General features: G+C 60.1%; 11 protein-coding genes. 5 read left to right on the top strand and 6 right to left on the bottom strand.

All coding sequences use genetic code 11. The features are described from left to right. Positions 1–141 precede the first annotated feature (141 nt). Genes B5G12_RS03855 through B5G12_RS03845 form a run of 3 tightly spaced genes read left to right on the top strand, consistent with a single transcriptional unit; the run spans position 142 to position 2,443 of the window. The gene (locus B5G12_RS03855; RefSeq protein ID WP_087323946.1) at positions 142–948 is read left to right on the top strand and encodes an alpha/beta fold hydrolase; all 807 of its coding nucleotides are present in this window, start codon (positions 142–144) and stop codon (positions 946–948) included. A gap of 11 nt (positions 949–959) precedes the next feature. Continuing rightward, positions 960–1,601 (top strand): CatA-like O-acetyltransferase, family 2, encoded by a 642-nt coding sequence (locus tag B5G12_RS03850; RefSeq protein ID WP_087323944.1) that lies wholly within the window; start codon positions 960–962, stop codon positions 1,599–1,601. Next, positions 1,598–2,443: a DMT family transporter gene (locus B5G12_RS03845; RefSeq protein WP_158098341.1), complete on the top strand. Its 846-nt coding sequence runs from the start codon at positions 1,598–1,600 to the stop codon at positions 2,441–2,443. The genes B5G12_RS03850 and B5G12_RS03845 overlap by 4 nt, the downstream gene beginning before the upstream one ends. 49 nt (positions 2,444–2,492) lie before the next feature. Here the strand turns inward: B5G12_RS03845 and B5G12_RS03840 are convergent, their stop codons facing one another. The 6 genes from B5G12_RS03840 to B5G12_RS03815 form a co-directional block, all read right to left on the bottom strand. Beyond that, positions 2,493–2,738: a hypothetical protein gene (locus B5G12_RS03840; RefSeq protein ID WP_087323940.1), complete on the bottom strand. Its 246-nt coding sequence runs from the start codon at positions 2,736–2,738 to the stop codon at positions 2,493–2,495. 13 nt (positions 2,739–2,751) lie between these two features. Then, positions 2,752–4,257 carry a leucine-rich repeat domain-containing protein gene (locus B5G12_RS03835; protein WP_087323938.1) on the bottom strand — a complete coding sequence of 502 codons (1,506 nt, stop codon included), beginning with the start codon at positions 4,255–4,257 and terminating at the stop codon, positions 2,752–2,754. Between the two features lie 303 nt (positions 4,258–4,560). After that, positions 4,561–6,477 carry an ABC transporter ATP-binding protein gene (locus tag B5G12_RS03830; protein WP_087323936.1) on the bottom strand — a complete coding sequence of 639 codons (1,917 nt, stop codon included), beginning with the start codon at positions 6,475–6,477 and terminating at the stop codon, positions 4,561–4,563. Continuing rightward, positions 6,467–8,245 carry an ABC transporter ATP-binding protein gene (locus tag B5G12_RS03825; protein WP_522731425.1) on the bottom strand — a complete coding sequence of 593 codons (1,779 nt, stop codon included), beginning with the start codon at positions 8,243–8,245 and terminating at the stop codon, positions 6,467–6,469. Before B5G12_RS03825 ends, B5G12_RS03830 begins: the two co-directional genes overlap by 11 nt. A 66-nt stretch (positions 8,246–8,311) precedes the next feature. Then, complete coding sequence (locus B5G12_RS03820) at positions 8,312–8,758, bottom strand: MarR family winged helix-turn-helix transcriptional regulator (RefSeq protein ID WP_158099675.1); 447 nt, start codon at positions 8,756–8,758, stop codon at positions 8,312–8,314. 360 nt (positions 8,759–9,118) lie between these two features. Further along, positions 9,119–10,336, bottom strand: a complete 1,218-nt coding sequence (locus B5G12_RS03815) for an ATP-binding protein (RefSeq protein ID WP_087323931.1) — start codon at positions 10,334–10,336, stop codon at positions 9,119–9,121. A 568-nt stretch (positions 10,337–10,904) separates the two neighbouring features. Here B5G12_RS03815 and ilvB point away from each other — a divergent pair. Beyond that, positions 10,905–12,569 carry a biosynthetic-type acetolactate synthase large subunit gene (gene ilvB, locus B5G12_RS03810; RefSeq protein ID WP_087323929.1) on the top strand — a complete coding sequence of 555 codons (1,665 nt, stop codon included), beginning with the start codon at positions 10,905–10,907 and terminating at the stop codon, positions 12,567–12,569. Between the two features lie 13 nt (positions 12,570–12,582). Then, positions 12,583–13,158, top strand: a complete 576-nt coding sequence (ilvN, locus tag B5G12_RS03805) for an acetolactate synthase small subunit (RefSeq protein WP_087323927.1) — start codon at positions 12,583–12,585, stop codon at positions 13,156–13,158. Positions 13,159–13,228: the final 70 nt, after the last annotated feature.

The following is a 13,228-nucleotide window of genomic DNA, read 5'->3' as shown; positions in this document are numbered from 1 at the left end:
TAACACGGCCCAAGCAAAACCCAAATCTCCCCCTTGTATCCTTGCATCGAACCATTAACCGCTCCCGGCCGCAACCCTGCGGCCTTGCAGACACCGGCAAAACCTGCTATAATCAGGCAAAACGTGCGGGAGGGCAGCGCTATGCAGGAAAAGATCCATCACACCACCCAGGGCTCCATCCATTACTGGACCGATGCCTGTGCGCCGGGCCCCATGACCCTGGTACTGTTGCCCGGTCTGACCGCCGACCACCGACTGTTCGACCGGCAGATCGAAGCGTTCCGGGGGCGGTGGCGGTTGCTGGCCTGGGACCCGCCCGGCCATGGGGCATCCCGGCCCTTTGCCCTCACTTTCGGTCTGGCCGACAAAGCCCGGTGGCTGCACGCCATTTTGGAGCAGGAAGGGGTGAGCTGGTTCTGCCTGGTGGGACAGTCCATGGGCGGGTATGTGGCCCAGAGCTTTTTGCAGCAGTTTCCGGGGCAGGCGGCGGGGTTCATCTCCATCGACTCGGCCCCGCTGGGGCGGCGGTATACCACGGCCGCCGAGCTCTGGATGCTGCGCCGGTGCGAACCGGTCTACCGCCTGTACCCCTGGCAGGCGCTGCGCCAGGCGGGGGCCAGCGGCTGCGCCCGGAGCATTTACGGCCAGGCCCTGATGCGCCATATGATGGACGGCTATACCCACAGCGAGTACGCCGCCCTGGCCGGGCACGGCTTCCGGATGCTGGCAGACGCCATCGCCTCGGACCTGCCCTACCCCATCGACTGCCCGGCGCTGCTGCTCTGCGGCAGCCGCGACCAGGCCGCCAGCACGCGGCGGTACAACCGGGCCTGGGCCAAAACCACCGGCCTGCCTCTGGTGTGGGTCCCCCATGCGGGCCATAACTCCAACACCGACAACCCCGCCTTTGTCAATCAGCAAATCGACGCCTTTGTACGCAGGCTGTGAAAGGAGAAACGATGGCACAAGAGATCGATCCCGGCCGGACCAGCCGGGCCGCCGCCTTTGCGGCGTGGATGGGCGCGCCCATGCCCATGGTCACCCTGACGGGCACCTTCGATGCGGGCAGGCTGCTCCGTCTGGCCCGGCGGGGCTTCAAGTTCAATATGCTGCTGTGCTGGTGCATCGGTCAGGCCGCCAGCCAGACCCCGGAATTCTACCTGCTGCCGGTGGACGGCAAGCTGCTGCGCTATGACAAGCTGGCGGTCAATGTGGTGGTGGCCACCCGGGCCGGGGGGATCGCTACCTGCGACGTCCCCTTTTCCGGGAACCTGGCCCGGTTCAACCGGGACTATCTGACCCTGACGCGCCGGGTGCGGGACACCGGCCGGGACTACGCTTTGGGGAAGGACTACATGGTCATCGGCACCTCCGCGCTGCCCGGGTTTGCGCTGGACAGCGCCGTCAATATCTACGCAGGGATGTACAACAACCCGTTTTTACTGTGGGGAAAGTGCCGCCGGGGGCTGCTGGGGGCAAAGCTGCCCATCTCGTTCCAGTTTCATCATGTCCAGATGGATGGCCAGCAGGCTGCGCAGTTTCTCAGCCGCCTGCAATGGGCCATGCTCCACCCCGGCCGGAAAGGAGGCCCCGCCCTATGAACAAGCCCAACGCCCGCACCGGCACCCTGTGCGTTTTTCTGGCCGCTCTGCTGTACAGCATCGGCGGGCTGTGCATCAAGGTGATCCCCTGGAACGGCATGGCCATCAACGGGGGCCGAACCGCCATCGCCCTGGTGGTCATCGGGGGGTATCTGGCGGTCATACGGCACCCGCCCCGGTTCAACCGCTGGATCCTGCTGGGGTCGCTGTGCATCTTTGGCACCAACGCCCTGTATTCGGTGGCCAACAAGCTGACCACCGCCGCCAACACCATCGTATTGCAGTTCACCGCGCCCATCTTTGTGATCGTGTTTTCGGCGCTGTTCTGGCACAAAAAGCCCCAAAAACTGGACCTCGCCGCCTGCGCCGTGGTCTTTGGCGGGGTGCTGTTCTTTTTTGTGGACAGCCTGGAGGCGGGAGGCGCTCTGGGCAACCTGCTGGCCATCCTCTCGGGGGCGGCCTATGGTGGGGTGTTCCTGCTCAACGACTTCCCCGATGCCGACGCCATCTCGGCGGTATTCTGGGGGGATGTACTGTCGGCGGTGACCGGCCTGCCCTTCCTGCTGCAGGAAACGCAGTTCACCCAGACGGCCCTGGTCAGCCTGGTGGTGCTGGGGGTGTTCCAGGTGGCGGTGGCCTATATCCTGCTGACCATCGGCCTGCGCACCACCCCGCCGGTGACGGCCAGCCTGGTATCCGGCATCGAGCCGGTGCTCAATCCCCTGCTGGTGGCCGCCTTTTATGGCGAGCGGGTCGGCCCCTTTGCCCTGGCGGGGGCCGCCATCGTCATCTGCGGCGTGGTGGGGTACAACATCCTGAAAAAGCGCCAGCCCGCAGGGTAACAAACAGCGCCCCCGGCCCTCTTTGCAGGAGAGCCGGGGGCGTTTTCTTTTATGGCTGGGCCAGCCAGTCCAGCAGGGCGGCTTGGGCAGCTTCAGGGCTGGGCGCGGTCGGCCCGCCGGTGAGGTAGGCCACCGCGTCATCCCATTCCCGCTGGGGCGCGCAGTCGGGCGCAAGTTCAGCCAGCGCCCGGCGCAGCCGTGCCCGCTGGCCCGGCCCCGGCCGGTGCAGGTCGCTCAAGTATGTGCAGCCTGCCCGCAGGGCCAGGTAGTCCAGTAACGATAAGTATTGATTCATAAATGAACGCAGCTCAATTGACAGGCCATGCACTATAAGGTAAATAGTTGGCTTCTCTTCCGAGGGATTCTTCAAAATAAAAATGAAATCGGGGATTTTCTACTTTATCTCCTTTGATCTCCACGTCTCCATTTTGAACAGCGGTTCCAAATGCCTCATTAGAATTTCCATAATATATGTGTAGATCTGATGGGTATCTGCTGCCGAAAATAAAAGCGTAATCTATTGTTTGCAATGTATCACCTAACCTAAGATGTGTTAAATTAGTGCAATTATCAAAGCAATAATTGTTGTTAATATGTTCTATTTTTGGCAACTCCACAGATGTTAATTTCGTACAGTTCTCAAATACGCTGCCATTTAACACCGTAGCTGACGGTAATGCAATTTTTTCGATAGCAGTATTTTTAAATGCATCCGGATCAATTTCTGTCACTTCAGGCAATGTGACATTTTTTAGAGATGTGCAGCCTTCAAATACGCTTATTCCGATTGAAGTGGCGTCAGGCAAATTAACACTGACCAACGACTTGCAATTTGAAAATGCATAATCTCGACTATGATTCGGTTGAGGGTTAAAATTAGGGAGATCAATAGCTGTAATGCCAGTATTTTTAAACGCATTATACCCTATCAACTGAACATCTGGAAGAGTGGTTCGGTTCAATTCTATACACAAGCTAGTACAACCTTCAAAGGCAGAACTATTTATGGTCCGAATGTCATTTAATTCGATGGTTTTTAATTTTGTGTTATCCTTAAAATTATTATTATCAGCTATTGTTTTAAATCCGCAGCCTTCTTCAGTAATCAAATGTATGACATCAGAATAGGAAAATGGCGCACCTTCTTCGAGATCTCCATATTCAATTAGCGCGTTTTTAACTTTATTAGTGTAAAATTCGCTGGTATACAATGTCGTATTACCTATAGCTTTAGCTGCTCCAGCTTTAAATGTAAGAGTACCAGTTTGAGCATTCCATGTAACCCATTGGGGTTCTTCAGGCTTTGAATCGGGTTCTTCAGGAATCGTAGGTTTTTCATTGTCTTCAGTGTTATTGTTGCTTCCACTATTGGAACCACCGGTGCGATAGGTCAGCACAGCAACATAGTAATAGTTGTTGTCCGCTTTGACCATGCTGATGAAACCGTCCTTCTGTTTTCCAGAGAGGATTTTAAGGATTTCCTGCGCAATTTGGTTTGCCGCATCCTCCGGTTTCAGTTTACCGTTGGCTGCATATACAGTCAGAGAATAGCGGCTTTTTAGCAGTTCCTGTATACTGCTGTTTTGCGCCATAGCCTGCTGTACATCAGAAACCTGTATTTTTTCCTCCAGCGCATCCCATAGAGCATCGGTGAATTTCTGGTCAGTATCAAAATAAACTGATACTTGCTGGCCTTGAGCTTCATTAACAGTTTTGGCCGCCAGCGTGGAATAATCGTCCCTGCCGCAGCCCGCCAGCGCCAGCACCGCAAAAACAGCTGAAAGCAGCAGGGCCGCACATTTTTTGACGTTCATACGTTTACCTCCATATTCAAATTCGAATTTCAGCCGGAGGTTTGGAAGGGTATACAATTCCGGACTGGTATTTTTGGATGGTGTGCAGCAGGTTTTCGATTGCGGGAGGTACGATTTTGTGATATAATTTTTCACAAAGAATGGACGCTCAGACCGGTTTGGAAAGGTATACTTTTCCAAACCGGTCTGTTTGCTTTTGCACCGGGTACATTTCCGGACAGACAGGCGCAAAAAGCCCGCCGCACAGTTGTGCGGCGGGCTTTTTGAAAGATTTGAAGGTGTATCCGATGCCCAGCGGGCGGATCAATCCAGTTCCAGTGCGCCGGTGTACAGCTGATAGTAGGTGCCGTGCTGGGCGATCAGCTGATCGTGGGTGCCGCGCTCGATGATGCGGCCATGGTCCAGCACCATGATGGCATCCGCGTTCTGGACGGTGGACAGACGGTGGGCGATGACAAAGGTGGTGCGGCCGGTCATCAGGGCGTCCATGCCGCGCTGCACGATGGCCTCGGTATGGGTGTCGATGGAGCTGGTGGCCTCATCCATGATCATCACCGGGGGGTCGGCCACGGCGGCGCGGGCGATGGCCAGCAGCTGCCGCTGGCCCTGGCTGAGGTTGGCGCCGTTGCCGGTCAGCATGGTGTTGTAGCCGTCGGGCAGGCGGCGGATGAAATCATCGGCGCCGGCCAGACGGGCCGCAGCGATGCACTCCTCGTCATGGGCTTCCAGGTTGCCGTAGCGGATGTTCTCCATGACGGTGCCGGTGAACAGGTTGGTATCCTGCAGCACGATGCCCAGCGAATGGCGCAGATCCGCCTTCTTGATCTTGCGGATGTTGATGCCGTCGTAGCGGATCTTGCCGTCTTGGATGTCGTAGAAACGGTTGATCAGGTTGGTGATGGTGGTCTTGCCGGCGCCGGTGGAGCCAACGAAGGCCACCTTCTGGCCCGGCTTTGCATACAGGGAGATGTCGTGCAGGACGGTCTTTTCGGGCACATAGCCGAAATCCACGTCATAGAACCGCACATCGCCCCGCAGGCGGGTGTAGGTGATGGTGCCGTCGTGGTGGGGGTGCTTCCAGGCCCAGACGTTGGTGCGCTCGGGGTATTCCTCCAGCGTGCCGTCCTCTTTCTCGCGGGCGTTGACCAGGGTGACGTACCCCTCGTCCACCTCGGGCTCCTCATCCAGCAGGGCAAAGATGCGGTGGGCGCCGGCCAGGCCCATGACCACCATGTTAACCTGGTTGGACACCTGGCCGATGGCGCCCGCAAACTGCTTGGTCATGTTCAGGAAGGGCACCACGATGCTGATGTTCAGGGCCATGCCGGACAGGCTCAGGTTGGGCGCGCCGTTCAGCAGCAGGCTGCCGCCCACCAGGGCCACCAGAACATAGGTGACGTTGCCCATGTTGCCCAGCAGGGGCATCAGGATGTTGGCGTAGCGGTTGGCTTTTTCGCTGTTCTCGAACAGGGCGTCGTTCACCTTGTCGAAATCGGCCTTGGCGCCTTCCTCGTGGCAGAACACCTTGATGACCTTCTGGCCGGTCATCATTTCCTCCATGAATCCCTCTGCCTTGGCCAGGGTGACCTGCTGCTGCAGGAAGTAGCTGGAGGAGTGGCTGCTGACGTACCGCGCCGTAAAGAACATGACGATGACGCCGCACAGCACCGCCAGCGCCAGCCAGATGCTGTAATAGATCATGATGCAGAAGACGCTCAGCAGGGTGATGGCGGAGATCATCAGCTGGGGCAGGCTCTGGCTGATGAGCTGGCGCAGGGTGTCGATATCATTGGTGTAGAAGCTCATGATATCGCCGTGGTTGTGGGTGTCGAAGTAGCGGATGGGCAGATCCTGCATATGGGCGAACATCTTCTCCCGCAGCTTGGCCAGGGTGCCCTGGGTGATGATGGCCATCATCTGGTTGAAGGCCGCGCCGGCCGCCAGGCTGATGACGTACAGGGTGACCAGGATGATCACCAGGCGGAAAATGCGCCCGGACACGCTGGCCCAGTCCCCTGCGCGGTATACTTCCTCCACGATGGAGATCACGTTCTGCATAAAGACCGACGGCATCGAGCTGACGATGGCGTTGACCAGGATGCAGCAGATGGTGATGGGCAGAAGCACCGGATAGAAGGAAAAGATGGTGCGGATCAGCCGGGGCATGACCCCCTTGGGAGCGCGCCGGCCCCGCTGGGTGCTGGTGGTGTTATTCGGCATCCTTGTCACCTCCGTTCTGGGTCTGGCCGATGCTGGAGCGGTTCTGGGTGGTGTACAGGTCGCGGTAGACCTGGTTCCTCTCCATCAGCTCCTGATGGTTGCCCACGTCCACGATGCGGCCGCCCTCCATCATAATGATGCGGTCGGCGTCCTGCACGCTGGACACACGCTGGGCAATGATGATCTTGGTGGTCTCGGGGATGAACTCCCGGAAGCCCTTGCGGATCAAGGCGTCGGTGCGGGTGTCCACGGCGCTGGTGGAGTCGTCCAGGATCAGGATCTTGGGCTTCTTCAGCAGGGCGCGGGCAATGCACAGGCGCTGTTTCTGGCCGCCCGAGACGTTGGTGCCGCCCTGCTCGATCCAGGTGTCATACTTGTCGGGGAACTGCTGGATGAACTCGTCGGCCTGGGCCAGGCGGCAGGCTTCCAGCATCTGCTCGTCGGTGGCGCCGGGGTTGCCCCAGCGCAGGTTGTCCTTGATGGTGCCCGAGAACAGGACGTTCTTTTGCAGCACCACCGCCACCTGGTTGCGCAGGGTCTCCAGATCGTACCGGCGCACATCCACGCCGCCCACCTTGACGCTGCCTTCGGTGGCGTCGTACAGGCGGGGGATCAGCTGCACCAGACTGGACTTGGACGAACCGGTGCCGCCCAGGATGCCGATGACCTCGCCCGACTGGATGTGCAGGTCGATGTCCGACAGGGCGCTGCGCTCGGCGGTCTTGGAATACTTGAAGCTGACGTGGTCGAAATCCACCGAGCCGTCCTTGACCTCGGTCAGAGCATCGGCGGGGCTGGTGAGGGTGCTCTCCTCGGTCAGCACCTGGACGATACGCTCGGCAGACTCCTGGGACATGGTGATCATGGTAAAGACCATGCTCAGCATCATCAGGCTCATCAGGATCTGGAAGCTGTAGGTCAGCATGGAGGACATCTGGCCCACGTTCAAAGCCAGGCCCTGGGTGGTGATGACGGTGTAGGAGCCATAGGACATGACGAACACCATGCCGGTGTAGATGCAGAACTGCATCATGGGGCCGTTCAGGGCCATGATCCGCTCGGCCTTGGTGAAGTCCCGCTGGACGTTCTCGGCGGCGGCGGCAAACTTCTTTTTCTCGTAGTCCTCACGGACGTAGCTCTTGACCACCCGCATGGCCTGGACGTTCTCCTGCACCGAATCGTTCAGGGCGTCGTACTTGCGGAACACCTGCCGGAACAAAGGGGTGGCCGCACGGATGACCAGCAGCAGGCCGATCAGCAGCAGCGGGATGGTGACCAGGAAGATCATGGCCAGACGGCCGCCCATCACAAAGCCCATGACAAAGGAAAAGACCAGCATCAGGGGGCAGCGCACCGCCACGCGGATGATCATCATGTAGGCCAGCTGGACGTTGCTGATGTCGGTGGTCAGACGGGTGACCAGGCTGGAGACCGAGAACTTGTCGATGTTCTCAAACGAATAATCCTGGATATGGTAGAACATATCCTTGCGCAGGTTGCGGGCAAAGCCGGCCGATGCATTGGCACAGGTGGCGCCGGCGGCAGCGCCGAACACCAGCGAGATGATCGCCATTGCCAGCAGCTGGATGCCATACCGCACGATGACGTCCATCGTACAGCCGGCCTGCATCTGGTTGACCAGATTGGCGATCACAAAGGGGATCGCACATTCCATCACCACTTCCACCGTCACCAGCAGAGGGGTCAGGATCGAGGTCTTCTTGTACTCACGGATGCTGTGGGACAAGGTCTTGACGATATGATTCATTCCTCGTGTATTCCTCCTTACAATGTTTGTTCTTGCGCGAACTTGTTGGGGGCGCAGAGGGCGCCGTCAGCGGGCGTTTTCCGCTTCGGCGTCATCCAGGTTCTGCGCCATGGCGGCCAGCGTCTCCTTGAACAGCTGTACCTGCCCGCCGGACAATCCCCGGGTCAGCACCTCCTCGGTCTGGCGCAGGCAGGCCCGCACCTCCGCATCCAGCTGGGCGGCCCGGTCGGTGGGCACAAGGCTTTTCAGCCGCGCGTCGCTCTCCACGCTCTCCCGCCGCAGCAGCCCCTTTTCTTCCAGCTGCTGCAGAATGCCGGTGGCGGTGGAACGGCTCAGACTGAAAACCTGTTCGATGTCACGCTGGAAAACCGGCGCCTCCTGCCAGTGGTTCAGGATGTAGAAGATCACCTGGCTCTGGATGAAGGTGATGTCCACCCCCTGCAAAGTGGCGTTCAGACGGCGTTTTACCTTGCGGGACAACAGATTGATCCATGCGCCGCAATCCTTTTCCAACCTATCCCACCCCCCTTGCGCGCCAGGCATGGCCCGGCGTTTTTGTTCGTGTACGAACAATAGATTACAGGTTTTCCCTTGAATTGTCAAGGCGGAAAGCCCTATTTTTCACATTTCTTGCACAGTTTCTTGTCCAATTTATTGCATAAAAGTGAACGTTAAAAATTGTGCAAAGTGACAAATCCATCCTTCGTGCGTTTTTTCGCCTTATTGTACAAACAAAAACGTTCAAACTTGTGCAATCGTTCCCCGTTTCCTCCGCACGGCCGGGAGCCGTGGCCCGGGGTCAAAAAAAGTCCCGGCTGTACGTCCGATGCGTACAGTCGGAACCGGTCCCAAACGCAAAGCCGCGGCAAACGATCAGACCATGCCGGCCCGGCACTGCTCGATGAACTGGCGGGCGGCCCGGGGGCTGCGTCCCCCGGCCCGGATGGCGAAGGCCTCGCCCCGGGTGATCAGCAGATCGGAGGGCATGGGGATCTGGTACTGTTTGGCCAGCTGCAGCAGGATCTGGCTGTAAAGGGCCTTGTCCGGGCGCTGGAAGGTGACGATCAGCCCAAACCGGGCCGACAGGCTCAGCAGTTCCTGGCGGGTATCCGCTTCGTGCAGGTCATCGCCGGTGCGGTCGGACAGGGTCTCCTTGACCAGATGCCGCCGGTTGGAGGTGGCATACACCGCGAGGTTAGCCGCACGGCCCCCCGCGCTCCCCTCCAGGATCGCCTTGAGGGCGGCAAAGTTGTCGTCGTTGGAAGCAAAGCTCAGGTCGTCGATGAACAGGATGAACTTGAGGGGGTTGGCCGCCAGCTTGTCCATCAGGTCGGGCAGCAGGTACAGCTGGTTCTTTTTCACTTCCACCAGCCGCAGCCCCTGGGAGGCGTACTCGTTGGCGATGGCCTTCACCGCGCTGGACTTGCCGGTGCCCGCGTCCCCATACAAGAGTACATTGTTGGCGGGCAGCCCGGCCAGCAGGGCCTTGGTGTTGGCGATGATCTTCTCCCGTTCCCGCTCGTAGCCGGGCAGATCCTCCAGGCGCTGGGGGTCGGGGTGGCGCACCGGCGCCAGCTTGCCCTCGTCGCCCAGCATAAAGACATGGTGGCGGGCAAACATCCCATAGCCCCGCCGGCCCATCTGGCCCAGGCGGTCGGTGTACGCGGCGGCCAGGCCGGTGGGATGGGCCTCCCACCGGGGCAGGAAGGCCAGCTCCTCCCGCCGGCTGTCCTCCAGGCCGGCGGCCTCCAGCAGGCCGTCCAGGCTCAAAGCGGACAGCTGCTCCAAAAAGTCCAGCTCCCCTTCCAGGGCTTTCTTCAGCCCGGGGGCCAGGGCGCCCCGGGCCGCCTGCCGGGCGCAGATATTCTCACACTCCAGCACGGCGGCCAGGATGTACTCGCTCAGGTCGTCGGTGTCCTGCGCAAACAGCAGCGCTTCCATCTCCCCTGCCGCCTGGCAGACCGCCTGCAGGCCGGCCCCCTGGGCCAGCGCTTTGGCCAGACGGCCGTAGGCCGCCACCACAGGGTCCTCCAGCAGGCTGCGGAACACCGCCAGCCCCGCCAGACGCGCACAGATCTGTTGTATCTTCATGGAAAGATCCCCCTCATTTCCGGTAGATTCGACGGGCGATCCAGCCGCCCATACTATTTTAGTATAGTGCGCGGGCCCTCCGCGTGCAAGGGGCAAGGGGGCGCAGAGGGTCAAAAAGTGAATTTTTTTCATCTTTTGGGTGAAGCGAGGCGAAAAATATATCGATTGACAACCCCCTGTTTTTTTAGTATAGTAAAGTTCAATACAGAGAATCAACTGCGCAGATGGGAACAAGTAGCGCACAGGTCCCCGCTCTCCAGAGAGCCGCCGGTGGATGCAAGGCGGCGGGCGGGCCGGGCGCAAAGTCCTCCCGGAGCAGCGCTGCCCAAAGGCATCGCCCGGTAAGCAGCGCCGGATGCACCCGTTAGCGTGCGGGGCCAGGCACCAGCTGCATGGCCCGTGAGAGGGCGCGGCCAAAGCCGCGTCAACGAGAGTGGTACCGCAGAGAGCTTTTTGCAAGGTCTTTGTCTCTTGGTCAACAGACGGGGGGCGAGGGCTTTTCTTTATTGCCGGAGCCCGCCTGCTTCGGTCCGCAGGAGTAAGTATAGGGAAACAGGAGAGATGAACAATGCTGCTGAACGGTTCTCAGATTTTTGTCGAAGTCCTCTGTGAGCAGGGCGTTGACACCATTTTTGGCTACCCTGGCGGCGCGGTCCTCAACTTGTACGATGAGCTGTACAAGAACGCCGACCGGATCCAGCATGTGCTGACGGCCCATGAGCAGGGCGCGTCCCACGCAGCGGACGGCTACGCCCGCGCCACCGGCCGCACCGGCGTGGTGCTGGCCACCAGCGGCCCGGGCGCCACCAACCTTGTCACCGGCATCGCCACCGCTTATATGGACAGCGTGCCCATGGTGGCCTTTACCGGCAACGTATCCACCGACCTGCTGGGCCGGGACAGCTTCCAGGAAGCGTATATCGAGGGCATCACCATGCCCATCACCAAGCACAATTTCACCGTCCGCCGGGTGGAGGACCTGGCCGACACCATGCGTGCGGCCTTCCGGATCGCCCAGAGCGGGCGCAAGGGCCCGGTCCTGGTGGATATTCCCAAGGATGTCACCTCCAACAAGTGCGAGTTCACCCACCGGCAGCCCGAGCCCATCCGCACCGTCACCACCTTTGACGAGCAGGAAGTGTCCTGGGCGGCCGAGATCATCAACGGCGCCCAGCGCCCCCTGGTCTATTTTGGAGGCGGCGTGCGCAGCGCGGCCAGCTGCCAGCCCCTGCGGGACCTGATCCACAAGGCGGGCATCCCCGCCACCTACACTCTGATGGGCGCGGGCGTGGTGCCCTACGGCGACCCGCTGAACATCGGCATGATTGGGATGCACGGCTGCTACACCGCCAACCGGGCCGTCAGCGAGGCGGACGTGGTGGTGGCCATCGGCACCCGCTTTTCGGACCGGGTGGCCCTCAAGCCCAGCACTTTTGCCCAAAAGGCCACCATCATCCAGATCGACATCGACCCCAGCGAGGTCAACAAAAACGTGGAGGTGGATCTGTCGGTGGTAGGCGACGCGACCTACATCCTGCAGGCCATGCTGCCTATGATCGAGCCGGCCCAGCATCCCGAGTGGATGGCCCAGATCCAGAACTGGCAGTCCCACGACTACCATCCCGTATCCGACGCCAGCCGCCTGATGCCCCACCAGGTGATCGGGGAGATCTGCAGCCAGTGCGGCCCCGACACCGTCTACGTCACCGACGTGGGCCAGCATCAGATGTGGGCGGCCCAGTACCTGCACCACGCCAGGAGCCGGGGCTTTATCACCAGCGGCGGCCTTGGCACCATGGGCTTTGGCTACGGCGCCGCCATCGGCGCACAGATGGCCCTCGGGCGGGACCAGCGGGTGGTGATGCTCACCGGCGACGGCTCGTTCCACATGAACCTGAACGAAGCCTGCACCGCCGTCAGCTACAACCTGCCCATCATCACGGTCATCTTCAACAACCAGGTCCTGGGCATGGTGCGCCAGTGGCAGACCGCTTTCTACGGCAGCCGCTATTCCCAGACCGACCCCCACCGCAAGACCAACTTTGTCAAGCTGGCCGAGGGCTTTGGCCTCAAGGGCTACCATTGCGAGAACCTGGCCCAGTTCCAGCAGGCTTTTGCCCAGGCTTTGCAGAACGACGGCCCCACCTGGATCGAGTGCATGATCGGCAAGGACGAGAAGGTCCTGCCCATGATCCCGGGCGGCGGGGATATCAACGACATCATGATGGAATAAGGAGGTAACCAGCATGGAACGTACGGAACAGCGTCAGGTGGTCAGCCTGCTGGTGGACAACCAGACCGGCGTCCTGGCCCGGGTGTCCAGCCTTTTCTGCCGCCGGGGCTTCAACATCGAGAGCCTGACCGTGTCGGCCACCAACGATCCCACCGTCAGCCGCATCACCATCACCGTTTACAGCGATGAGCGGCGGCTGGACCAGCTGCTTTTGCAGACCGAGCGGCTGGAAGTGACCCGCCAGGTCTTTGTGCTGGACGAGAAGAAGGCCCTGCAGCGGGAGCTGCTGCTGCTGAAAGTGGCGGCCACCGTGGCCAACCGGGCCGAGCTGCGGGAGATCGCCAGCATCTACAAGGCAAAGATCATCGATCTGTCCCCTGACAGCATGATCTTTGAGCTGACCGGCAAGCCCGAGAAGATCGATGCCTTCCTGCGTATGTTCGAAGGCTATACCATCCTGGAGCAGTGCCGCACCGGCGTCACCGCCCTGGAGCGGGGCGGGATGCATCAGCACATGCAAAAGCCGCCGCAGGAGGTGCGGGCCACCCAGTTCCCCCTGCCGGGCGTGGTGGGCAGCTGCCCCAAATAACGTGTTTTTTCGCTCCTCGCGAGGGGACCGGAGATAGAATTTGACTGGATTTCATCTGTTCTGAAACGGA

Source organism: Faecalibacterium sp. An58, assembly GCF_002161515.1.
In the GTDB taxonomy this organism is placed as follows: domain Bacteria; phylum Bacillota; class Clostridia; order Oscillospirales; family Ruminococcaceae; genus Faecalibacterium; species Faecalibacterium avium.
Note: the sequence above shows the minus strand (reverse complement) of the source record. Positions and strands in the feature narration are given on the sequence as shown.

Coding starts and splice junctions, on each gene's coding strand:
- ilvB (WP_087323929.1), top strand. CDS start 10,905: ATGCTGCTGAACGGTTCTCAGATTTTTGTCGAAGTCCTCTGTGAGCAG.
- B5G12_RS03855 (WP_087323946.1), top strand. CDS start 142: ATGCAGGAAAAGATCCATCACACCACCCAGGGCTCCATCCATTACTGG.
- B5G12_RS03845 (WP_158098341.1), top strand. CDS start 1,598: ATGAACAAGCCCAACGCCCGCACCGGCACCCTGTGCGTTTTTCTGGCC.
- B5G12_RS03830 (WP_087323936.1), bottom strand. CDS start 6,477: ATGCCGAATAACACCACCAGCACCCAGCGGGGCCGGCGCGCTCCCAAG.
- B5G12_RS03825 (WP_522731425.1), bottom strand. CDS start 8,245: ATGAATCATATCGTCAAGACCTTGTCCCACAGCATCCGTGAGTACAAG.
- B5G12_RS03835 (WP_087323938.1), bottom strand. CDS start 4,257: ATGAACGTCAAAAAATGTGCGGCCCTGCTGCTTTCAGCTGTTTTTGCG.
- B5G12_RS03850 (WP_087323944.1), top strand. CDS start 960: ATGGCACAAGAGATCGATCCCGGCCGGACCAGCCGGGCCGCCGCCTTT.
- B5G12_RS03815 (WP_087323931.1), bottom strand. CDS start 10,336: ATGAAGATACAACAGATCTGTGCGCGTCTGGCGGGGCTGGCGGTGTTC.
- B5G12_RS03840 (WP_087323940.1), bottom strand. CDS start 2,738: ATGAATCAATACTTATCGTTACTGGACTACCTGGCCCTGCGGGCAGGC.
- ilvN (WP_087323927.1), top strand. CDS start 12,583: ATGGAACGTACGGAACAGCGTCAGGTGGTCAGCCTGCTGGTGGACAAC.